We start from the raw sequence: 22,040 nt of genomic DNA on the forward strand, positions 1-22,040 counted from the left end.
CAGCCACTTTCCAGGGGGACCTCACGGTTTTGTGAATACGGATGATTCATATCGATTGGTACGCCAACTGCTTTGCATCGTTGTTCGAACGGCCGTTAGCTTGACATTCTGCCAGGCGACTCCAAACCGGTTTTAAATGGTTTGCATCGATCGGTGTGAAGTGTTTTTGCGTGATCGAGTTTACGATCTCAAGAGAATCTTTCGACGAGTTCCGAACTGTACTCGGCGCCGTTTTTTAGTCTGACCTACCTCCATACTCTTTAAGCGAATTCTGGCTATGCGTTGGTCCCTGTTTTTTTCTTTTACGGTGTTGTTGTTTTCGGCATCCTGCCTCACTGGATGTTCAGACGGCAGCGGTAGAACGCTCTTGGCTATGCCCGAGGGAGAGGAGATTGAGGCGCTTCGAAAGCTGTCGACCGAACGGTTGCCACCTGAGAGCGCGGCTCCCAAAAGATGACGATCCATTTGCTATGGATTGATTGGTTCGCGGCGTGCGAAATCCAATCGGATGCAGAGAGGTAGATCAGTGCCGAGCAGAGACGTTGATTTCCCGAACTGCCGTGTTCTGCAGTGTCATGTATTTCCCCGATTGAAAGTGTTGAAAAATGAGTTGTCGAAAGAAGAGCGGTTTTACGCTCGTGGAATTGTTGGTGGTGATAGCAATCATTGGCGTTTTGGTTGGACTGTTACTACCAGCTGTTCAGGCCGCGCGCGAGGCTGCGCGAAGGATGAGTTGTTCAAACAACTTCAAACAGATCGGCTTGGGCTTGCACAACTATCATTCTGCTTTCCAACGCTTGCCGATGAGTCGTAACACAACGGTGCCGAACTGGCGTGGCCTCGGGCCGAACGTTGCGATTTTGCCGTTTATTGAACAGCAAGCATTATGGGAACAAATTGCGAGTCCGCACGTCAACGAGGCCGGGACGACTTTCGCCGCTTTCGGCGGGCTTCCTTGGAATGTTGACTACACGCCCTATCGAAATGAAGTTCAAAGTTTTCGATGCCCTTCCGACCCGGGACAGTCGATTGGAATCGGGCGATTCAACTACGCATATAACTATGGGGACGGGAGCGAGTGGTTGACTTGGTATTGGCCAACTTGGAACGGTCGACGGGCCGCGCAACGTGGTTTTTGGGTGTGGCAACGCTCGATGAAGTTCCGAGATTGCCTGGACGGTTTGAGCAACACAATGGCGATGGGCGAGATCGCGACCGACAATGGCGATCGATCCATTGTGGGCACGGCCGCTGTGTTGGTTGACGCTGATACTGCGTCGTACGAACGGATCGAAAAAGCGGAGTGTGTTGATGTTGTCGATCCACTGCGACCGCAGTTCTATTCGACCGCGAACGATGTTCTCGGTTACGGAGGATTCGGCGGGCAGGCGAACAAGGGTCGCTGGTGGGCTGATTCGGTCGCTTGCAATACGGCTGTTTCTACCGTGATCGGGCCGAACGGTCCCAGTTGCATCATGACTCAAAATGTTAGCGATGACTGGGGCGGTGGGATATTCACGGTTTCGAGCCGGCACTTGGGAGGAGCTCATGTGTTGATGGGCGACGGTGCGGTCAAGTTCGTCACAGATTCAATTAATTCGTCAACCGAGGGGATGCAGCCACTCACCGTGTCGGACTCGTCCGTTCATCCGGCCGGATCACCGAGCCCATTTGGTGTATGGGGAGCGTTAGGAACCCGGGCAAGCAAAGAAGTGATCAGCGAAGAGTTCTGATTTCTTGAAAAGCTGGCTATCGCTTGTCGATTTCACAAACGGCTGCGGGCATTTATCTGTAGCCGTTTCCGTGCTATCAGCTTGCGTACAAACAGCAACAGTGTTCAACGCACCTCGTATCTTCAACATCGCCACGAACCTGCTCGCCGGTGGCTATTCTCTTAAGCACATCAGAGACCGTCGATAGAACGAAGCTGATAGGCTAGTTAACGTGGCTGATATCACGGAGACGGGACAATCAAGAGGTTCGATTCGTAACCAACGAGATGATAAAGATTCACCGAATTTTAATGGTGAAGCAGTTTAACAAGTCCGCCGGAGATAAGGGTGGTGACATCGGTGAGAACTCGTGCAGTTGAGACTCCACCGGGGGAGGCTAAGTATTTGGGTGTCCATTCGGGATCGAACTTTTGTTTGTAGGCTCGCAAGCCTTGAAAGTTGTAGAAGTGTTCGCCGTGGCGGAACATCAGGTCACTGACTCGGTTCCACAATGAGCCGAGGCGGTGGGCGTCTACTCCGGAGAGTGGCGCCATACCAAGACTGAAGTATTGGTAGCCTTCGACGCTGCCGTAGAGCATCAGTTCGAGAAACAAGTACTCCATCACTCCATGGGGCGCATCCTCGACGTATCGCATCAAGTCTATCGAGAGCTCTTGCTTGTTCGCGCCTCGTAGGACATTGGCGAATGCGATTGGTTGGTCGCTTTGCGTGACGACGGCGATGTCGTAGCGGGCGAGGTACGCTTCGTTGAAGAAGCCGAGCGAGAATCCTTTCTCGCCCGCCGGCTTGTCGGCTAGCCATTCGTCGGAAATTACTTTCAGGCGAGGAATCAATACGGGCACTTCCGCACGGGGAATGATCTTGAATTGAAGTCCCGCTTCACCCGATTTCTTTTTGGTGCGGCGAAGATCCTTTCGATGGCTGCCTTCGAGCGAGAAGTCGGCAAGTGGCACACGACCTTCTTCGCCCAGCTTCAATAGCGTCAGGCCCATGTCGATATACCGACTGAGATTAGACTCATCGACTTGATAGAAGACGGGGTAGACACCGGCTACGTCGCAGGCTTCGCGAAATTTCCACGCAGCATCATCGGCGGATTCTTGTGGACCGACGGGATCGCCCATCGTAATCCAGCTTTTGCCTTCGCAGCCGAACATCGCGAAAGCCTTGCGGTCTTCACTGAATACGAACTGTTTGTCACCCAGCAACGCTAGGTTTGCATCGGTCGGTTGAGCCAACGTAACGATGGATTCGACTTCGGCAAATTCCGACTCCGTGGGTAACGCAGGATCGGACGGACGGGCACGGAGCAGCTTGGCGACGGCGACTAGCGTGAACACGACAGCGGCTCCCAACAGTGCTCGCAAAGAACGCGGTGCGTCGCCGTGATACGCAAAGTCCCACCAAAGATCGCCGGAGTATTCAACATGGCGGTAGGCGAACAAAACGAGCCAAATCGATAGTCCTAGCGACATCACGATCGACGCGAGCCAATCGATGCTTATCGACGGCGACAGCAGACTGCCTTTGCGATAGAAGTAGCTGCGACAGGGTAGTAGAGCGAGCAAGAGGATCGCTAGTACGCTAGCTTCTTCATAGTCAAAGCCTTTGGAAAGCGACACAACGATCCCAGCGCCCAGCAAGATCGCCGTCAACGTCCACGCCGCATCGATGCGGCGCTGGAGTGCTCGTGCCAGGATCAAAAGCAGTGCTCCGATGATGCTGCCAAGCAAATGTGAAATTTCGACGACGGGCAACGGCATCGCTTCGCGAACAAACTTCATACGGCCCTCGGCGGCGGGCAACGATCCGGAAATAAGAAGAATCAATCCGGCGACAAAGATTGCACCGGTGATGATTCGCGGCGCGACGACACGGGTAACATCGACAACCAACCCGACGCGTGATCGAGGATCGATATTGGGATCAACTCTTCGCTTACACGTCTGCTTTGCGACGTTAACAATCGACGCAATCGCGATGGAAACGATCGCAATCATCAATGGCACCAGATAATAAATCACTCGAAACGCAAGCAGCGATGCGACCAGTCCGTGCGAAGACTGTGGCAACATCGTTACGAACACAAGTTCAAGCACACCGAGACCACCAGGCACGTGACTGATAAGTGCTATGATGATTGCGAGTAGAAAGATTGCAGTGAATGGAAAAAAACCGATTCCCACATCGGCCGGCAACAATATAAAAAGCGTGGCCGAGGCGAACAGAAAATCACACATCGCGATGCCAACTTGAGCGAGTCCGATACGAAGAGGCGGTGGCTGGAAATTGATGCCGTGAAAATGGATCGGCGTTTTTCTTAACGCGCAGCCTGCAAAGAACGTACTAGCCAGTATGAGCATGATGATGCCCAGTGGACGACTATTCGCCAGAGGCAGATTGAAGCGGTCCGGAATATCGAACGGTGCGCAGACAAACAGCAGACCAGCGAGCGAAAACAGTCCGACCCAGAATGCCGTGGCGATGACGACGATCAACCGAACGATCTCGGGCGACGTCATTCCCCAACCGGAATACAAACGCACTCGGACGGGCGTGCCACCGAACAAAGCGCCTAGCGAATTGCTGAACGCATAATATAGAAGCGACGCAATCGTGACTTGCTTGAAGCTGAGCGGATGCTTCACCAGCTTCACACCAAGCCAGTCGTAGCCGATCATCACGGTGTAGTTGCAAGCGGTGAAGAATAATGCGGCGAGGACGACATTGATGGGGATCGAGCGAAAACTTGCCGCAACATCCGCCGCCTCATATGCATTGAACTCGTGATGCAACAACCACAATGCGATTGCGAAGAATGCGCCGGAAAGCAGTGGGCGCAGCCAAGCAGCATTCGCAGCCGAAGCCATCAGACTTTGGATCGTGCTCGTTTGATTCTCCAATCTCTGGCTGTTTCGGCGATCAGATGCTGTTTCGTCGCTCATCGCTTGTTCCCGAGCTCTTCCAGAAGATCAGTTTGGACCTGCTGGATCTCAAGCAAGCGTTGCCATTGGTGGGTGAGCAGCAAATCCAGTTTGGAATGCAAGTGACGGATTTCGAGCTCGGCTTTCAAATTCACTCGGTAGTCATTTTCGGCGCGAAGACGGTCTTTTGCGCCTTGTCTGTTTTGGCTCATCATGATGACCGGAGCTTGGATCGCGGCGAGGCAAGAAAGCACTAAGTTCAAGAAGATAAATGGGTAAACGTCGAACTGAACACCAATAGCGGCAATCGAATTGATCGTGACCCAAAGGATAAGCACACCGCCAAACAACAGAATGAATGTCCAACTACCGCCAAAGCTTGCCACTTTGTCAGCTAACCTTTCACCGAATGTGAACGTTTCATCGACGACGTCGTTTAGGTTCTGAGTCAGGATATCGTGATCCCGCAAACTCTCGATCACCTCCGTTTCCAAGGACGACAGTTCTCCACGTTCCTGCTCAAGAACACTCTGAACGTACAGACTGCGGTAATGATTTAGGTCGTGATGGCAGATGTAACTATCGGCTTGCCAATCGGGATGGTCGTAAGTGATTCGCTCGACGACCAACGGGCGGACGAACCGTCCGGGAGTCAGGTCGGACATCACGAATGACTTGCCACAGACACTGCAGTTGGTTTTTGAGTGATTGTTCATGATGCTCAGTTTTGGAGGTCGCCGACGCGTCAGCGGGGAAGATCAGGTTGATGCATCCTCGCTTACAAGTCGAGACGGTCGACAAAAGTGTGCCACGATCTGTTAAGTGATCGATAGCTGAATCACGACGACCACCGCACCAGCAATGTACCCCGCCAATGCCCATGGCGCGATGCGTTTGAAATACCACACAAAATCAATGTGCTCCAATCCCATGGCGGCAACGCCAGCGGCGGAGCCAATGATAAGGCAACTTCCCCCCGTACCAGCGCAGTAGGCCAGTAACATCCAGAAGGGATCGTTCACGGGCAAATCGTACATCTCAATACCCGCTGCAACGAGCGGAACGTTGTCGACGACCGACGAGACCAGCCCAATCACAACCGCAACAATATCGCGATTGGGAAGCACCGAATCCAACCATACCGCCGCGGACTGCAAAGTGCCTGTGGCTCCGAGCGATCCTACGGCAAGCAGGATACCGAGAAAGAAAAGGATACTCGACATATCAACGCGTCGCAGTGCAGCCAGCACACCGGTACTCGACCGAGTTTGCTCATCCAGCGTGTGTCCTACCAATTCCGAGACGCCCCACAGCACTGAAAGGCTCAGCATCATTCCCATATAGGGCGGCAAGTGGGTGAATGTCTTGAAGACAGGAACGCCGAGTAATCCAATGAGTCCAAGAATCAAAAACAGCCACTGATGCCAAGGCCGAATGTCCTTGGCGACGTGCGAGTTGGAAATGACGGGCGAGGTGAATGCACCTTTCATCGAGCGAGAAAACCCGAGCAGTGGCACGAGCAAACAGACAAGGCTGCCAAGAAATAGTTCTCCCATCACTTCCACGGTGCCCAGTTTATGTTTGATCCACAGCATGGTCGTGGTGACGTCTCCAATCACTGTCCAAGCGCCTCCCGCATTTGCAGCGATGACAACCATGCCGACGAAACGAAGACGATCCTCGCGGTCGGCGACAAGTTTCCGAAGAAGCGAAACCATGACAATGGTGGTGGTCAGGTTATCGAGGATCGCCGACAAGAAGAACGTCAGTAATCCGACGGTCCACAACAACGTTCGTTTGTCCCGAGTACGAATGCGATCGGTGATGAGCGCAAAGCCTTCATGAGCGTCCACCAGTTCGACGATCGTCATCGCACCCATCAAGAAGAACAAGATACTGGCAATCTCGCCCGTCTGGTGCAAATGCTGAGCGTCGATGGCGAAGTGCAGCGGTACATCGACGATTTCTTCTTGGACCGATTCCTGCTCGAACCAACTCGGGATCGAAGCACGAGGCAACAGATCGGGCAAGTTGACAACATACAATGACCAACAAACGACGCCAATAAACAAGGCACTAGCGGCCTTGTTTATTTTTAGTTTGTGTTCAAACGCGATGGCCAGATAGCCGAGGACAAAGACGATTAGAATCAGGGTGAGCATGAATTCGCATGATGGTGAACGACTGGCCCGACGCATCAGGTCGGGTCGGTGAAGGAGACTGAGTTGACCATTGCCGAAGGCGTCGGACTTCGGAAGGTCCAAACGATAGCAAGTTGGGCGAAAACGAAGGGTGTCGACAATGCGTCTAAGACACAAGCAACTTCTTGCGAGCGGCCATTGGATGATCCGACAACGACTTGTGGTCTTCTAGTCCGACAATCTTCAATTCCACGCCTGCACGATGGTATGGCACGAACCGTACCGTTTTAATTTTCCAGTGCCAAAAATTCCTCGCGAGTGTTTCTGTGATCGCCGCCTGCCCAGTTTCTGCTCGGCCCGATCAAGAAATGCTCGCGCGAGTTTCACCCCGCAGCAAGAGCGCGGCTGTGCCTTCACCAGGACGTGGCTACGCGTAGGCTTGGTCAGTCACCCAAACTCTAGCGAGTCCGGCTATTTCAGGCAGACCCTAGAAATCGAACTGCACGCGACTGGCGAACGTGTTCGTGTCGCTATCGCCGAGCGTTGGGTCGTTGAGTTGCCCGTTCACGTACTCGAACTGGCACTTTCCGTTGGCCCACCAATACCAATTCAGTGCGACCGACGACGAAGTCAGCTCGCGACCTTTCCCGGGGACACCTGGCTGTCCGAACAGTGGATTCAAATCCAGTGTGCTCACTCTGCCCGCGATTTCCCAGGCTCCCCAATCGCCTTGGCAAACGTCCAGTGGACGTTTTGGTTTGACACGGCCAAACGCACCGGCAGTTCGGTTGTACGGGATCACCTCTCCGGTCAACACGTATCGCGCCGTGACATATCCGCCTTCGACGGTCACGTTCTCACCCGTTGGCAGGTCAACATTGGACCAGCGGTATTCCGACTGAATCAATCCTCTTCCAAAGGACAAAGCACCTTCGACATTGAACAGGTTGACTTGATCGACCGGAAATACTCCTGTGTTTACAAATGGCGGGACCCCTTCGATCGGGAAAACACTCAAGCCGGTCGGGCCGAGATTGGGCTGTTGGCCTACAAAGATTTCATCTTGGCTGGCGTATTGCAGTTGATCGCGACCGGGATTGAGGTAGCTGTGGTCAAATCCAATATGAACCAGCCTGCAGTCACCGCGATCAACCAACAACGCCGTGATACGTTCTGCCGTTCCGTAACCACCATTGTCACCGTACACATTGCCAAAGTTGTCGGACAACGTTCGGAAGCCCGATACAGCCCAGGTGATTTGTTCGTCGGCGGCGGTGTCAAACAGCATGATGCCGGTTTGACGAAACGGTGCGAGCGCAAACGTGGTGGGTCGTTCCAAAAACGGCAACTCGCGGATGCTGGTCAATTCGCTCATCCCGAACGGTTGCCGGAAGCGACCGATTCGCACGTTGCCAAACGGAGTGTCTTTAATCTGTGCCCAAACGTCGACAAAGCGAGCTTGTGCCTGAGCAAAATCGAACTCCATTTGGTATGACGCTCGTTCTGTCAGATTACCTGTCGCAGCGAGGCGAGCGCGTCGAAATCCGGTTCCGTCCTGAATGTCACCGAGCGTCGCGATGCTCTCGTCGGATTGATCAAAGTAAGCAGTATCAAGCTGAAAGAATCCCGTAACTTTGAAGTCTGGGTATGTCTTCTCTTCTTTCTTGATTGCGATGGGGGCGACTGCCTGCTGGCTTGCCGTTAGCTCGTCAATCTGCTGTTGCAGCCGATTAAATTGCTCAATCGTTACAAGCTCCTGTCCTGCGTCTTCTCCCGGGATCATGCCGCCATCATCAAGTGGTTGAGCGATCGTCACCGGGTTCGCGAAATGATCTTGGGCAATAACGTATTGGTTGCCCAATACGCACGCCAAAACACTCATTCCTACCGCCTGCCAGCGTTTCATAATCGACCTGCTCACTTGCGTTTCACTTGCTAGGTGGTCGACTTGGTCACAAACCAACGCCCTCCCACTTCATCACTTTTCGACGCGATCGACTCTGTCGCTTAATCGGGCGATCCCAGTCAGGTAACTACCTCTCAATCATCACAACTTATCGAATGCACCGATTGAATGAATAGTTCCAACTATTCAACGGTAAGTGCATAAAACGGGAAGTTAACGAACGAATCGCGATGTGGCCAAACCAAAAAGCAAGCGAGGATACGCAACGAGTAGTCCTCAATTACAGATCGGTTCGTGGTGATGCGAAGTCACTTGCTCGTATGCTTTTATGCTGGCCAATTCGATTTCAGCGGATAGCTATCCGCATGGCGTCGATCATCCCGGGCCAATGCACGATCAGATAGAAAGTATGCATGTTGCAAATTTCGACTGAGGCTCCATGACGAAGATATTCATCGCGTTCATTTGGCCACCTGATTCTTCGGCTGTGATTATGGCAACGTCGTCGGTTTGCAGTTCATCCAAGTCCGCAAGCTTTTCGTCTCGCAGGATGCGGGCCTGGGGGGAGACGATGAAGTCGATCGGCGATTCGTCATCGTCACGAAGTGTCAGCCTGCCGTTGCCAACCGCTTCGATCGTGCCTGTGAATTTTGCCCTTTGCATTCCTCGGCATCGGTGTGAAAACCAACAAAGGTAAGCAAAGTGATAAGTCGAAATATCTCCATCTTCATGCTGGAGCCTTGAAGTGGCCAAGGAATAACCGACGGTTAATTGAAGAGGAACTGATGAACCCTCGGCGACGATGGATCAAAATCTTGGCCGTTGTCGCCTCGAAGCTGTTCCCATAGGGCGTCGAAACCTTCAATGACGAGCCGGTTTTGCACTCGTCGAACACCGGTCGTGTGAAATGCCACGCGAGCTGTTGCTTAATACTCAGCCCAAAAGATAACGTTGCCGGTCAAGGTGACGAAGCCATCTTTCACCGTCACCTTTATCAAAATGAAGGGTCGAGTGATCGTGTTGTGATTCCAATTCTCGACGATCGCCTGAACCAGTCCAGCGTCCGTGGTTATGGGCGTATCTTTTAAGATGACTTGGTTCCCCACCTTGGTCACTCCATAGACACGCTCAGCAACCTGCTCAGCATAAGCACGCTCGAAAAAATTGTCGGCCTGACCTGTGAGCGTGATGGTTCCGTTAAGCGAATTCGCTTAAAGGTCAAAAGGATGCAAGGCCGTGTCTGATCCGAGGTATATGGCGACTTCGGCTACTTTGCTACAGGATCAACGGAGATGATTGTGGAACCGTCGGGTAGCACCATGCCGGGACGCAGCGTTGAAGTCGCTGGATCAAACGGGGCATCCGTCGTCGGAGACGCGACGTTGCCGTTGTATCGGTACGCCGATTGGTAACGAACCGACGGCGCGTAATTGGTTCCATAGGCGGACGACGGATAATAGGTCGTCGCGGGGTAGCTCGAGTAACCTCGGTAGCCTGATGAGTAGGCAGAGGAATAGGGATAGCCGTAGCTGCTGGAACCGTAACCCAAACCACCATATCCAAAGCTGCTGTATCCGAGGCTGCTGTATCCGAGCCCTAGCCCACTGTAGCCAAGCCCGTAACCGCTGCCGATCGATAAGCTGAATCCTGGCCGCGAGTAACCGTAGTTGGAACCGAAGTTGGAGTGACCGTGTCCCGAGTAGCCGGAACCGGAAAGGCCGGGCGACACGCCACCACCATGAAAACTGCCGCCTCCTCCGTGTCCGCCGCTGAAACTGCCTCCACCATGCCCACCACCTCCGGGGCCTCCACTATGACCACCACCTCCATGATGCTGCGCCATGACAACCGATGCCGCCGAGCTGAACAGAATGAACATTGACGCGAACAGACCTTGTCGAAGGTAGTTGACGAACATTGGGAAGGCTCCTCTGCGAATGACGCAGTGCAAAAGGGATCGGCGACGCATCACCGGAAGATACTCCAGTCCAACCGTAGCCGAAGGCGCCAGGCATTGAACGCGTGAAAACAGCTATCCAAATCTGGCAAGAGTGTTGATTCAACGCACATGACGTGCCATTGTGAATTCAGACCCGCTAAGTGACGAATTGAACACCAAACAGGATGTAAAGTGGAAAGATTTTGTTCGCAGCGATCAATTTCTGCTCACTGCGATTTGCCAACTCGACGCATCACGAAGCTGACTTCAAAATACCGAATCGACCAATAACGGTGGCATCGAACAATCGAGCAGGTCACAGATACATCATAAGAGCTCCACTTCTTTCGATCGTCGCGACCATCGGCAGTGATCAACTTTAAACACCTGATAACGAGAAGACCTTGGAGCTGCGAAGACGCTTTCGACAGTCGGCGAGTGCCCGGCAAAGGACGCTGTTAATTACCCACAAGTCATTTATCGGGTCCGAAGGCTCGCCAGCACATCGCGAAGTCGAGCATGCGTCGAGCATCTCGCCAGATTACTTTGGCTCCCGGTGGGCCGTCCCCTTGGCGGTCATTGTAGCCGCCCAGGGTGGCCAACACGGAGATGAACGTTGACAAAACTTAGAGCTCGCATTGGCGGGGCCGTCCTTTCGACCACCGTCTACACCGTTCCCCCTCCGCTTCGCTGAAAACTACGTCGTACGGAAGATCTGGACATTCGCGTCCTAGAAATGTCCACGAACATGATCCGCCAAGCGATCACGTGATAGGACATCAACGCGGATCAGCCAGACTCTCGTTTGCGACTGAATCTCTTTGACGTGGCAGCCCGTTTCGAAGACGCGGACAAACACTTCGATCGGCCAGCGCGCAACGTACAAATCGATGGTCCGAAGAACCTCGGCGATCTTCTCGACCGACAACGGACTGAGCAGCAACCCGTCCTCTTCGGTGCCGTCACTGAGGGCCGTCGACTCAGTCACCGAAACGACGCTGAACTCCACTGACGGCATAGACGATTGCTTGTCGTGCAGAGCACGAAGCACGATCCGCTAGGCTCGAATCCCCAGCTTCGCCGTGCGAGCGTCGCGTCCATGTGTTTACTTGTTGCCCGATCCCTTGGTGCGTTTTGGTGTACGGGGCAGGTGAATCTCCCGGTACACCATCGAAATCTTTTTCAGGTAAAGAACACTTCCGCTGCGAGCGAATGACAAACTCTGCTGGCGTGAGATGCTTATCCGCTTCGACGAAGATGTCGTACACGTCACCTTCGCGATCAACCAGTGAAACAACTTGCGTTCCTGGGCAGCGTTCGGCATCTTCACAACCTTTTCGATACCCGTCGGGCCATTGCTGGCCTTCGCCGGTTTCGAGTGCCTGACCTCTTCGCTGCTTGCTTGTGCCGAGGCTTTCTTTATCGCGGTACCCGAAGTGAACATCGACCACGCCCAGGCATAGTTTTTTGGGCGGGTGCGCGGTGTAGTCCAGCTAGGCCGCGTCTTGTGCGATGCTGGAAATTTTCTGAGCGGCGATTCGCTGGAGTGACTTGTCGGTACGAGCAGCCAGGATGCCGTCAAATGAGACATGGGAGCTATCAAACCACCGGTAGGCGACATTGGTTTCCATCCCAGGCGCCACAAGCTTCGTTGATACTGGCGGTGGGGTTGGCTGTCCCGTCGCGATCGTGGGTGGTACCAAGACCACTGATCGCTTGTCGAAGTAACCTGCCAGGCATTCGCAGTGATTCGATACTAGCCATCGCTAGATGCGAAGAGCAGGTCACGCGGGTGATGGCTCGCTATAACGTGGGTATGACGGACCACCAACCCACAAAAACTCTCCTCCCCGCAACGCTGGCCGCACTTGGTATCGTCTATGGCGACATTGGCACCAGCCCACTGTATGCAATTCGCGCATGCTTTATTGGCGATGGGCGTTTGGCAGTCAACGAAGTGAACGTGTTGGGCGTGTTGTCGCTGATCTTTTGGTCATTGGCCTTGGTCGTCTCGCTAAAGTATCTCGTGTTCGTGATGCGGGCGGACAACCAGGGCGAAGGCGGCATTTTAGCGTTGATGAGCCTGATCACTAACCCGACTCGTAAGCGAGCAACAGCACAGGACGAACCTTGCTTGCGTGTCAAGTTCGTGGTTTTGTTCGGACTATTTGGTGCTTCGCTCCTTTACGGCGATGGCATCATCACGCCCGCGATCTCGGTGCTCAGCGCGATCGAGGGTGTTCATGTTGCCACCGGTGCACTCGATCATCTGGTTCTGCCAACGTCACTCTTGATTCTGTTCGCACTTTTTTGGTTTCAGAAACGTGGCACGGCCAAGATTGGAAGACTCTTTGGTCCAGCGATGATCGTTTGGTTCGCAGTGATCGCCGTACTGGGGATCGCGGCGATCGTCAAACAACCTAGCGCCTTGGCTGCCGTGAATCCGATCCACGCGATCGTTTTTTTCAGAGTGGAAGGCTTCGCGGCCTTCACGATTTTGGGTGTTGTATTCCTGGTCGTCACTGGCGGCGAAGCGTTGTACGCAGACATGGGACATTTTGGGAAGCGGCCCATTCGTCTGGCTTGGTTCATGATCGTACTGCCCAGTTTGCTTCTGAACTATTTCGGACAAGGAGCGTTGCTACTTTCCGATGCAGCGACCGTCAGCAATCCGTTCTACTTGCTCGCGCCATCATGGGCACTCATCCCGATGGTCCTGCTCGCGACGATCGCCACCGTGATCGCCTCGCAAGCGATCATCTCCGGTGCGTTCTCGCTGACAAGCCAAGCCGTTCAGCTAGGGTATTTGCCTAGGGTTTCGATCATTCACACGTCCAAAGATGAGCAAGGCCAAATTTATGTACCCGTCGTGAACTGGCTGATGTTTGCCGGAGTGGTTGCCTTGGTGTTGTCGTTCCGGACTTCCGAAAATTTAGCGGCGGCTTACGGGATGGCAGTGACGACGACGATGGTCATCACGTCGGTGTTGCTCTACCTCGTGGCCGTCAATCGTTGGCAATGGAGTCGCTGGTTTGCGGTTCCGCTAATCGGATTGTTCTTGTGCATCGACGTTGCCTTTTTCGCCGCCAACCTGCCCAAGATTCCCGACGGCGGTTGGCTTCCATTGTTGGTTGGCGTCGGCTTGTGCGTGGTGATGATGACATGGAATCGAGGTCGCCAAACGGTTTTGCGATTGCTCCGACGCAGGTTGATCTCGACAAAGGAGTTGATCGACGAGATGGCCACTTCGTCGCCGCGACGTCTAAACGCAACCGCTATCTATTTGACGTCGCATGACGAAGGCGTCCCGATGGCAATGCTGCACAACGTCAGGCACAACCAGGCCATGCACAATCCTGTCGGGTTGCTAACGATCGATGTTGAAGATCGTCCGTGGGTTTCCTTGGAAGAACGTCTACAAATCGAGCGGATCGACAGCGGTTGGTACCGCATCGTCGCGCATTACGGTTTCAAACAACGGCCGAACTTACCAGGCATCGTCGAGCAATGTCGCCAGCAATGCGTGGACTTTGGCGATCCATCGGCGATCACTTATTTTCTAAGCCGCGTGACGCTGGATATTGGCAACCAGCCGACGATGTTGCATTGGCGTAAACTGCTGTTTGTTGCCCTGTTGCGAAACGCAGATGATCCCAGTAAGTACTTCCACGCTCCGCCTGACCAAGTCGTCGAGATCGGAACTCGGCTAGAGATTTAGAAATGTCCGTTCATGTTCGCTAAAGGGAAACGATTTCAGCGGTTGGTTGCGTTGCCGACAAACCAAGCCTTAGCGTACGTACCGTTCCTAAAAAAATTCAGTAGCTGTTCGGCGACCTTTTGGCGACCTCTGTCGCTCGGGTAAGTGTCATCGCCGACAAGGTCGCTGCGATCCCAAATCAGGACGTCGGATTTGAGGGGCTTGATTCATCGGCTCATAAGTACGGTCCCCAGAGAAGTAGAGGTCGCTTAATGTTGTCGCCTTGCACTTGGCTCTGAATCAGCCAACGCACAACAAACGCGCCCTCGTAGACGAACGGCTCTGAGTTCAAGCTTCCATCGGTATAACCACCATAGATACGACTGCCGACATACGCGATTTGCAAATTCGAAAATTGCTCGCGTAAGTTTGCGAGCACCTTCTTCGTATCACGCCGGAGTTGCTTGCCTTGATCTTGGAGTTCGCCGCTCGGTTCCACATTTGCGATTTTGGTTCAAACCACCTGGACTTGTCGATCCGAGATATCAGCAGACGCCAAACGACGATTGGCTTTCGACGAGCAAAACGCGTCAGGACCAGACCAACGAGCCTTCGCTTGGACACAATCGTGACACGTGGCGAGCCACTGGGGTTGGCGTCGGCAATCGGTTTAAAACATGAAGACTTCTGCGTAGCGTTCGACATGCTGATCGAGACGAATACGATCTTGCCATCGGCTGCAGGACGACCTTCGCTGTCACGTGACGCAATGGCAGCAGTCGCTTTCTCTGCGGCAATAGCAAAACGTTTAGGCGGTTCGTTGTCTCCATTCCCGTAAAGTCCGCCAGTTTTACCTTTGCATCGGATCTTCCGCTGTCATTCCAGTTAAAGGTATGAGACCAACACTCTTCATCCCGACTGACGTTTTGATCGTCACATTTGCTTGCCGAGAGACACCAAGTGCTCCTCAAAGTCGAATTTCGACGACGACCATAACATTGCTTTCACGCTGAACCTTGATCGTGAACGTCTCAACTGACTTGGGTTCAGGTGCGGCGTTCCCGTTATTCAAGTTGTTACCGTCGAAGTCGACAACTTTCACCGCATCATCATCAATCGCAACGGTTCGCTCTTGAACATTGGCGAAGACATGAGCAACATTTTTATCTGTATCAATCTTGCGAATTATCGCGTCGACTTCAAAGCCGAATGAGGGGCTTGCTGTTGCAAGAACGAAGGCGACCATCAACAGCGTTCGAGAAACGTGGATATTTCGTAGTGGAGATTGTGGAAGTGCGGTAAACTTCTAGCTTGCGGTAACAGTGATTCTTCGCTAGTTGGAAGCACCCGCCACGACGACTTTCTAAAACATTGAAACTCCGCAACGGTCGCTTAAGTTCGGTACATTTCGAAAAAAGAGCGTACACATCCGGCCCACCAAGGGACGCACGGGGTTTGAAAGAGGTTACGACGTGCAACTCATCAGTTGCATACCACTCCCCCCCGCAGTTGCCAGTGAACAGCAGTTGCCAGTGAACAATGGAAGATTCAAAAATGAGAGCGATTTTATTCCTTGTCCTGATTGCAGCATTCCACGCACATGCAGTCGCACAACCGAGCAAGTCACGCGCCGCTGCGATCGCTCAAAACTATCCCGCGATACCAGAGTCGATTCAGCGAAGGCCCGTCACCATCTGGAGCGACGGAACCAGGATGGCAGGCGATCTTTACTTGCCAGCTGACATGGCACCTGAAGCCAAACTGCCGGCGATCGTTTTCATCGCCGGGACTGGCGGCACCAAGAAGGGGACGCCTGCACGCATGGCTTCCGTGTTCGTGCAAAACGGATACGCGTTCCTTGCCTTCGACTATCGCGGTTGGGGCGAGAGCGACAGCAAGTTGCAAATGCTGGAAGACATGCCAGAGCCGAATGAGAATGGCGATGTCACGGTGAAAGCTCGCGCGATTAGCTGGCAGATGGACTTCGCCGATCAAGTGGAAGATATTCGCAACGCGATTGCCTTTGTTTCTGGATCACCGAACGTCGACAACGAACGAATCGGAGTACTTGGCACAAGCTATGGTGGTGGACTTGCAACATGGATCGCGGCCAATGACTCGCGAGTGCGATGCGCGGCAGTTCAGGTTCCTGGTATGGGCGGCGGACGAGGCCCGGCAGCAGAACGTCGCGGTTTGAACTTACAGACGAAACAGGCACGCGGTGAAATCGAACCCGTCCCTTACGAGACTGGGGCACCTAGAGGAAAAATGTCAAGCTACGCGCACATGCGATACAACACGGCGAAGAGCATCGGCTACGACGTCATCAAGGCCGCTGAAAAGATCACCATACCGATGTTGATTATCGACGCAGAGAACGAAGAGTTGATCGACAGGACCAAGAACGGTGAGTGGGTTGCCGGGATCCTTGAATCCAATGGCACGCCGGTTAAGTACCACGTTCTCAAAGGAATCCAGCACTACGGTGTCTATAAGAAGAAATTTGATGAGGCAGCATCAATGGAAGTCGAGTGGTTTAACCAATTCTTAAAATCCGCACAGTAAACATTGATCGAATCGACAGTGGTTTCTGACACGCCAATTTGGACTACACCATGATCCTAATCGCATCGACTCTTTTCCTATCTGGCTTTCTGATGACCGGTGCCTGCCTACCCTTGGTGTTTGGTAAGGTGCCGATGAACTCGGTCGATGGAATTCGAATCAAAACCGCGTATCGGTCACCCGATTCGTGGATGTACGTGAACGAGGTTGGCGGAATGATCTTCGCAATGCTGAGATTTCCGTTGATGCTGGCTGGAGCCATCGGTTCCTTACTGACAGACAGGGAGGTCGCCGTGTTAGGCATCGTGGCAGGACTCTCGACCTTAGGGTCACTGACGTCAGCCGTCTATCTACTTATTCGGTACACGAACAGTTATTCGCTGACATTCGATCAAACCACCTGCAAATCCAAATTTTCTTAAGCCCCCATCAATAGCTCGCACAGTCGAGGCTTTGAGTAACGTTTTCTCCCTCAGCATTGGTCTGGTTCCCTATTGGAGACGTAAGGATTGAATTGGCTTGTCAGTCACGCTCTGGTTGTTGTCGGGTTCGCCCTAGCGGTGCCTGCGGCGATTCACATGCTGTCGCAGCGTCGAACTCCGCAGAGCGTTTGGGCTTGGTTGGTGCTGATGTTTGTTCTGCCGTGGGTTGGTGTTCCACTTTATTTGATGTTTGGTGGACGGAAAATGCAGCAATTGATGGAATCCAAAGCGGATTTATCACTGGAACTTGAGGGCGTTTCGCAAATCTCCCATGACCGTGTTCACGAAGTACTCACATCCCTCGGAATTCCGCCCGCCCGAGAAGGAAACACACTTATCCTTCACGATGATGGAAAATCAGCTTTCACTTCACTGATGGAACTGCTGGAATCGGCGCAGACCAACATTTGGTATTCGACCTTTATGCTTGCCGACGACGCGACAGGCAAAGCCGTCGTTGATTTGTTGACGAAGAAAGCGGCGTCGGGCGTCGACGTTAAACTCTTGCTTGACGGCGTCGGAAGTTTGCGGACGAGCACACATTTTTTGAAGTCGCTGAAGAATGCAGGTGGCGAGGTCGCGTGGTTCATGCCGGTGCTACATCGTCCGTTTCGAGGGCGGACCAATCTCCGTAACCATCGCAAGCAGGTGATTGTTGACTTTGACCGAGTTTGGGCTGGTGATCGCAATACGACGACGCAATACATGGCGGCCCAGAACGCTGCTAACGGTTGGATTGACTTATCGTATTTATTGAAAGGGCCGAGCTGTCATGTCTACCGACAGGTGTTTGAGTCGGATTGGAAATTTACAACGGGAACGACGCTGACACACAAGCGAGCAACAGAGAAAAGCAAGCCTTGCTTACGCGTTGGGTTGGTAACAACTCAAGTTGTTCCCTCTGGGCCAGACGTTCACGACGATGCTTTGTTGAACGCCTTGCTGACGGCGATATACCAAGCGGAAGAACGAATCTGGATGGTGACGCCCTACTTTGTTCCGCCCGAAAGTCTCACGGACGCGATATGCTTGGCGGCCCGGCGAAAAGTGGATGTTCGCATTCTTGTGCCCGCGAGGTCAAATCACATTCTGGCTGATTGGGCACGCGGGCCGCATCTGCGAGCGATTCAACGTGCAGGCGGAAAAGTGCTCGCACACCGGTGCATGGTTCATGCCAAGACGAGTGTCTTTGACGACTCTTTGGCGTTGGTTGGATCAGCGAATTTGGATGAACGTAGCCTACTGTTGAATTATGAATTGGTGCTGGCGATTTATTCAAAAGCCGGTATTGATGGTACCTCGCGATGGATTGCGGACCGCCTTGGCGAATGCGAACCGAGGAGCTCAACAAGTGGACGCACACGACATCTGCTCGAATCGCTCGCCGAGACCGTTTCGCCCCTCTTGTAGCCGCTGCCATGCTTTGGACCTGGCTTCCCTAGTCCAAACTCTGGTGAGTTCGGCTACAGAGTTCGAGATGTGTAATCTTGGAACTTCGTGATCAGTTGCCAACGCTTACGACCACCGCCCCATCGGGCAGAACCATGCCGGGCCGCAAAATGCCAGTGGGATGGCCTGCGGTATTCAGCTGTCCGGTATACCGCATCGGCGAAATCAAACCGCGATAGCCGGAATTGTAGACCGTCGACGGAGCATCGGAGACGCCCTGGTGCATACGAATGTGGTTGTTGTACATGTCGCCATAGTCGAAGTGACCGGAGGCACCTAGGTAACCAGTTCCGGTGTGGTGGTGAATACCGGTTCCGTAACCTTGCGCCGAAGCGGTCGAGGTTGCCAACGCAAAAACACAACCGACTGCTAAAGCGACGGTCAAAGCAAAAATCTTCATGGTCAAGTCCTCAAGGTTACTCGCTTACGCTCGCCTTGGACGACAGTCCCGGCTAGCACGTTCCGCGAAGTGATGTAGTTGGAATACGTCTACTCGCAACCGGCGTGCCAATTTAATCCCGCGGAGGCTATTTCTACCCCAACCACGTTGATTGGGCGTTCAGAGGCAAATTCCTGCAGCGAGCGGCGCGCGAGATTTGGTCGGTGCGGCTAAGAATTGTTCAAGATTTGGTTCGGCAACCGAGGTCTTCAAACGTCAGCTAGGTAAACCAGCCCTTCGCGACGATTCTGAGGTTGCACAGATTTACAACCTCGACGGGAAAGCAAGTCAAGATCGATCTTGACTTCGCATCACTCGCGTTTTGGGTTCACGAAAGCCTCGAATGATTGGCAAACTGCCACTTCAAAAAAGTGTCATTTGACTCGCTTCTATCGCGTCCCAAAGACCACTCAAACCGGGCGTGCTCTGCTGAGGTGGAGCGATAGATCCTCAACTCGGACCATTTTCCCGTTGGGAAAACATGTCGCTCAAGCAGATCGACAGCGATTGTAAAAAACGCCGCGATTCGTTGAGTTTTCTGACGAACAACCAATTTCGCACAAGCCATGCGATAGAGAGGATGCGTCATCTACTGTCCCGAAACGCGAGCGAGGTTTCGAGGAGTCTTCCCAGTGCGAGCCTCGGTTAAGTGCCGGGTGAGTGAAGAGGTTCGCAACGCCAAACGACTCCCTTTCAAAAAGACAATCACCATGCTCAAGCAATCCACCAGCCGAGTCAGCCACGAAGAGCCTCTACGATTTGACTGCCATGTCAGCATCAATCCACTCACGAGCGTTCGTGACTTCGGCGATGTCGAAGTACTGGATTTTGGCGGACGTGAATGGCTTACAAAATGCGGCCATGCCCTTTTCCCACTTCGATTCGCCAACGATTGCCAAGCGTTCAATGCGACCGTGATGCTTGAAGTCGAACTTGATATCTTCCCATAACGCGCTGACATCCCAACCGTGAAAGTTAGTCAGAATGACCAGCATTCGTACTCTGCCGAATTCAGTGATTTTGGCTTCAGTCATCGGCAAGAACGCTTCGTACGCTTCTTTGGATAGTTTTCCACTGACTTGAATCTCGATGATTTTGCCTTCGGCGTGCTCGACGATATTGAATGACATTTTCGTAGTCTCCGAAACTTGAGGTTGTTGGTGGTATCCGATCCTTTCTGGATTTGGCCCCCGTTGTTTGCCAACTCGATGCGTATCCAAAGTTTCACGGGACAGAAACTCGACTTCGCGTCGGGTTGGAAAAGCCCAAAGCTGGCGGCTTCAAAGACATCTCCTTGCACATGGAATGCCAACAGGCATTTAAGTGGTTTTCCCTAGGTATGCGTGCCGAAAGCGAACACCGATTGCTCAGTGCGACCAATACCTGTCCGGCTAGCTGCGGATCCGGTTGATCCACGAAGCCAGGTTCGCGGGGAAGTGGCAAAGACGCTATCTCAAATTGCCAATCCAGTCGCGGCGATCCCCCTTCCCAATCGAAGGCGTTTGGTCAGTCATTCTAGTGATCGCCATGCTATTCGTGATTGAAGAAATAATTCAAATCGTCTGGGCGATAAGGATTCCAATCTGGACAAGTCGAAACATCACTGTCCTGGAAGGGGTCGCAACCACCGTGTTGGGACGATTTTTTTGGCGAACTGGCCGGGTGATGCCGCGTGGATGACTGGATTGCTGGTTGGGTTTCGATTCTTAATCGCTGGTTTGACGTCGACGTGGCTTGGCTGGGCTATGCGACCTTCACACACGAATCCTTCGTAGACGAAATAGCCGGACTCTAAAATCATTTCCCTACCAACCCGCCGAGTAAGCGACGCTCTGCGGTATCCTCGCTTACGCATCGGGTTCATTGTTCGCCAAGCAACTCTTAGGAAGATCGCGTTACTCTCTCTCGTAACGCCAAGTTTTATGCCAGCATGGACATCAACGGACTGATCGCAGTGGCGACTGATGCACCGCTGGTGATGAAGATGATCGAAGGGAATCAGGGCACCGGCGTGAACTTAGCGAAAACCAAGAAGAGGTTTACAGGCACACATTCTGGTTCAGCAATTCATCAAAGAAGCAGGCGGCCGCGCTCTGCGTTGCTTCAGGATCGACGGCAAGGTAATTGCGAAAATATGCCCCGATGCGAATTCTTGTCCCGACTCGTTCACTCAAAATCCGTAACAGAAACTAATAAATTGGCTCGAACGGCGTTTGGCACGAACAGTGCATGGAGTGTCCAGCACTACTCTTACTGGGACACTCATCAATGAACAACTCATGGCATTTAGGGCGATTCGCTGGCATTGACGTGCGAATTCACTGGACATTTCTGCTGGTGCCCATCTGGATTTACTTTTCAAGCATGGCTGCTGGTAGTGGCGCAGTTGCTGCCACTGTGGCAGTATTGTTCGTGCTGGCGATCTTTGGCTGTGTCGTACTTCACGAGTACGGACATTCACTGACGGCACGCCGATTCGGGATTGGTACTCGCGACATCACGTTGCTACCGATCGGTGGTGTGGCCAGTTTACAGCGGATGCCGCGAAACCCTTGGCAAGAACTTGCGATTTCAGTCGCAGGTCCGGCTGTGAACGTTGTGATCGCAACGGTGTTATTTATCGGCCTGCCGATCAGGGCAATCGCACGTTGATTTCGTTTCGGTCCAAGGATTGCGTTGTCATCGCTGAAGTCAAGCCGCTCGTTGTTGAGTGGCGTGTTTCCCGCACGGAGGTGCCAAGCGATGAACGGACCAGCAGCCCTCGT

21 protein-coding genes and 1 pseudogene are annotated in these 22,040 nt (G+C 53.1%); 8 read left to right on the forward strand and 14 right to left on the reverse strand.

The annotated features are described in order from the left end of the window. The first annotated feature begins 605 nt into the window (after positions 1 to 605). Positions 606 to 1,733, forward strand: coding sequence for a DUF1559 family PulG-like putative transporter (locus tag Poly59_RS12615; RefSeq protein ID WP_146534348.1), 1,128 nt, complete (start codon positions 606 to 608; stop codon positions 1,731 to 1,733). A 287-nt stretch (positions 1,734 to 2,020) separates the two neighbouring features. Here the strand turns inward: Poly59_RS12615 and mprF are convergent, their stop codons facing one another. The 10 genes from mprF to Poly59_RS29940 form a co-directional block, all read right to left on the reverse strand. Next, positions 2,021 to 4,678, reverse strand: coding sequence for a bifunctional lysylphosphatidylglycerol flippase/synthetase MprF (gene mprF, locus Poly59_RS12620; protein ID WP_146534349.1), 2,658 nt, complete (start codon positions 4,676 to 4,678; stop codon positions 2,021 to 2,023). After that, positions 4,675 to 5,373, reverse strand: a complete 699-nt coding sequence (locus tag Poly59_RS12625; RefSeq protein WP_146534350.1) for a DUF1003 domain-containing protein — start codon at positions 5,371 to 5,373, stop codon at positions 4,675 to 4,677. Before Poly59_RS12625 ends, mprF begins: the two co-directional genes overlap by 4 nt. 102 nt (positions 5,374 to 5,475) lie before the next feature. Beyond that, complete coding sequence (gene nhaD, locus Poly59_RS12630) at positions 5,476 to 6,819, reverse strand: sodium:proton antiporter NhaD (RefSeq protein ID WP_146534351.1); 1,344 nt, start codon at positions 6,817 to 6,819, stop codon at positions 5,476 to 5,478. A gap of 466 nt (positions 6,820 to 7,285) precedes the next feature. Continuing rightward, positions 7,286 to 8,704, reverse strand: coding sequence for an OprO/OprP family phosphate-selective porin (locus Poly59_RS12635; protein WP_146534352.1), 1,419 nt, complete (start codon positions 8,702 to 8,704; stop codon positions 7,286 to 7,288). A 396-nt stretch (positions 8,705 to 9,100) separates the two neighbouring features. Then, positions 9,101 to 9,367 (reverse strand): hypothetical protein, encoded by a 267-nt coding sequence (locus tag Poly59_RS12640; RefSeq protein WP_146534353.1) that lies wholly within the window; start codon positions 9,365 to 9,367, stop codon positions 9,101 to 9,103. A 263-nt stretch (positions 9,368 to 9,630) separates the two neighbouring features. After that, complete coding sequence (locus tag Poly59_RS12645; protein ID WP_146534514.1) at positions 9,631 to 9,894, reverse strand: BON domain-containing protein; 264 nt, start codon at positions 9,892 to 9,894, stop codon at positions 9,631 to 9,633. Positions 9,895 to 9,971: 77 nt separating this feature from the next. Then, positions 9,972 to 10,622: a hypothetical protein gene (locus Poly59_RS12650; protein WP_146534354.1), complete on the reverse strand. Its 651-nt coding sequence runs from the start codon at positions 10,620 to 10,622 to the stop codon at positions 9,972 to 9,974. Between the two features lie 751 nt (positions 10,623 to 11,373). Continuing rightward, positions 11,374 to 11,631 (reverse strand): hypothetical protein, encoded by a 258-nt coding sequence (locus tag Poly59_RS12655; protein ID WP_146534355.1) that lies wholly within the window; start codon positions 11,629 to 11,631, stop codon positions 11,374 to 11,376. Beyond that, entirely contained in the window at positions 11,624 to 12,094 is a 471-nt protein-coding gene (locus Poly59_RS12660; protein WP_146534356.1) for a hypothetical protein, read from the reverse strand. The genes Poly59_RS12655 and Poly59_RS12660 overlap by 8 nt, the downstream gene beginning before the upstream one ends. A 42-nt stretch (positions 12,095 to 12,136) precedes the next feature. After that, positions 12,137 to 12,346 (reverse strand): hypothetical protein, encoded by a 210-nt coding sequence (locus Poly59_RS29940; protein ID WP_222436086.1) that lies wholly within the window; start codon positions 12,344 to 12,346, stop codon positions 12,137 to 12,139. A gap of 92 nt (positions 12,347 to 12,438) precedes the next feature. Here Poly59_RS29940 and Poly59_RS12665 point away from each other — a divergent pair, with 92 nt between their 5' ends. Beyond that, positions 12,439 to 14,361, forward strand: a complete 1,923-nt coding sequence (locus Poly59_RS12665) for a potassium transporter Kup (protein WP_222436087.1) — start codon at positions 12,439 to 12,441, stop codon at positions 14,359 to 14,361. A 214-nt stretch (positions 14,362 to 14,575) separates the two neighbouring features. On the opposite strand, the gene Poly59_RS12670 is transcribed toward Poly59_RS12665, so the two are convergent. Next, positions 14,576 to 14,839, reverse strand: a complete 264-nt coding sequence (locus tag Poly59_RS12670; RefSeq protein WP_146534357.1) for a hypothetical protein — start codon at positions 14,837 to 14,839, stop codon at positions 14,576 to 14,578. Positions 14,840 to 14,968: 129 nt separating this feature from the next. On the opposite strand from Poly59_RS12670, the gene Poly59_RS12675 reads away from it, so the two are divergent. After that, on the forward strand, positions 14,969 to 15,178 hold the full coding sequence (locus Poly59_RS12675) for a hypothetical protein (protein ID WP_186776202.1): 210 nt from the start codon (positions 14,969 to 14,971) through the stop codon (positions 15,176 to 15,178). A 129-nt stretch (positions 15,179 to 15,307) separates the two neighbouring features. Here Poly59_RS12675 and Poly59_RS12680 read toward each other — a convergent pair whose 3' ends face one another. After that, positions 15,308 to 15,586 (reverse strand): hypothetical protein, encoded by a 279-nt coding sequence (locus Poly59_RS12680; RefSeq protein ID WP_146534359.1) that lies wholly within the window; start codon positions 15,584 to 15,586, stop codon positions 15,308 to 15,310. Between the two features lie 308 nt (positions 15,587 to 15,894). Between Poly59_RS12680 and Poly59_RS12685 the strand changes: the two genes are divergently transcribed. The 3 genes from Poly59_RS12685 to Poly59_RS12695 all read left to right on the forward strand — a co-directional run bounded on the left by Poly59_RS12685 (position 15,895) and on the right by Poly59_RS12695 (position 18,797). After that, positions 15,895 to 16,905, forward strand: coding sequence for an alpha/beta hydrolase (locus Poly59_RS12685; RefSeq protein WP_186776203.1), 1,011 nt, complete (start codon positions 15,895 to 15,897; stop codon positions 16,903 to 16,905). Between the two features lie 50 nt (positions 16,906 to 16,955). Then, positions 16,956 to 17,327 carry an SdpI family protein gene (locus Poly59_RS12690; protein WP_146534361.1) on the forward strand — a complete coding sequence of 124 codons (372 nt, stop codon included), beginning with the start codon at positions 16,956 to 16,958 and terminating at the stop codon, positions 17,325 to 17,327. A gap of 87 nt (positions 17,328 to 17,414) precedes the next feature. Continuing rightward, positions 17,415 to 18,797 (forward strand): phospholipase D-like domain-containing protein, encoded by a 1,383-nt coding sequence (locus tag Poly59_RS12695; protein WP_146534362.1) that lies wholly within the window; start codon positions 17,415 to 17,417, stop codon positions 18,795 to 18,797. Between the two features lie 91 nt (positions 18,798 to 18,888). Here Poly59_RS12695 and Poly59_RS12700 read toward each other — a convergent pair whose 3' ends face one another. Together Poly59_RS12700 and Poly59_RS12705 are read right to left on the reverse strand one after the other, a co-directional pair. Then, on the reverse strand, positions 18,889 to 19,236 hold the full coding sequence (locus Poly59_RS12700) for a hypothetical protein (protein ID WP_146534363.1): 348 nt from the start codon (positions 19,234 to 19,236) through the stop codon (positions 18,889 to 18,891). 791 nt (positions 19,237 to 20,027) lie between these two features. Continuing rightward, entirely contained in the window at positions 20,028 to 20,405 is a 378-nt protein-coding gene (locus Poly59_RS12705; RefSeq protein WP_146534364.1) for a SpoIIAA family protein, read from the reverse strand. Positions 20,406 to 21,323: 918 nt separating this feature from the next. Here Poly59_RS12705 and Poly59_RS30635 point away from each other — a divergent pair. After that, positions 21,324 to 21,458: pseudogene (locus Poly59_RS30635) on the forward strand (30S ribosomal protein S6--L-glutamate ligase); the annotation flags it as partial. A gap of 85 nt (positions 21,459 to 21,543) precedes the next feature. Continuing rightward, positions 21,544 to 21,927, forward strand: coding sequence for a site-2 protease family protein (locus Poly59_RS12715; RefSeq protein WP_246151593.1), 384 nt, complete (start codon positions 21,544 to 21,546; stop codon positions 21,925 to 21,927). Positions 21,928 to 22,040: the final 113 nt, after the last annotated feature.

Origin of the sequence: Rubripirellula reticaptiva, from assembly GCF_007860175.1 — a bacterium.
GTDB lineage: Bacteria > Planctomycetota > Planctomycetia > Pirellulales > Pirellulaceae > Rubripirellula > Rubripirellula reticaptiva.